The sequence below is a fragment of the Levilactobacillus koreensis JCM 16448 genome (assembly GCF_001435525.1).
In the GTDB taxonomy this organism is placed as follows: Bacteria; Bacillota; Bacilli; order Lactobacillales; family Lactobacillaceae; genus Levilactobacillus; species Levilactobacillus koreensis.
This window is the reverse complement of sequence record NZ_AZDP01000002.1, coordinates 1-354: the sequence shown is the minus strand read 5'-3', so window position 1 is coordinate 354 and position 354 is coordinate 1. Positions and strand designations below refer to the sequence as shown.

Genomic DNA, 354 nt, shown 5'->3' with positions numbered 1-354 from the left:
CTACCGACCTCTCACACCACCGTACGTACGGTTCCGTATACGGCGGTTCAGTAATTTAAGCATGTTGAATAAGCTGGAGTGTTTTGGTCAAATTTATTAGACCGAGACGCTCCAGTTTTCTATTCGTTAGCGTGTAGGTCAAAGTCGCACTATGCGCAGTTCGCCACGCACCCTTACGGGTATTGGCAAAGGTATAGGCATCGTTATGGGAGAGGCCCAGACGCTTTAAATTATTTACCTTGGTCTTGACTTTCTTCCATTGCTTCCAGAAGTACTGACGAATTCTACTCCGTAACCACTGGTCCAGAGCTTTGACGAATGTCGCCATCTTTCCAATGCCATAGTACTGAAGCC

General features: G+C 46.9%; 1 protein-coding gene. It reads right to left on the bottom strand.

Annotated features, from left to right (window positions below; translation table 11 throughout):
• Positions 1-55: 55 nt before the first annotated feature.
• The coding region (locus FC99_RS00020) for a group II intron maturase-specific domain-containing protein (RefSeq protein WP_275452965.1) at positions 56-354 on the bottom strand (299 nt) is incomplete at its 5' end.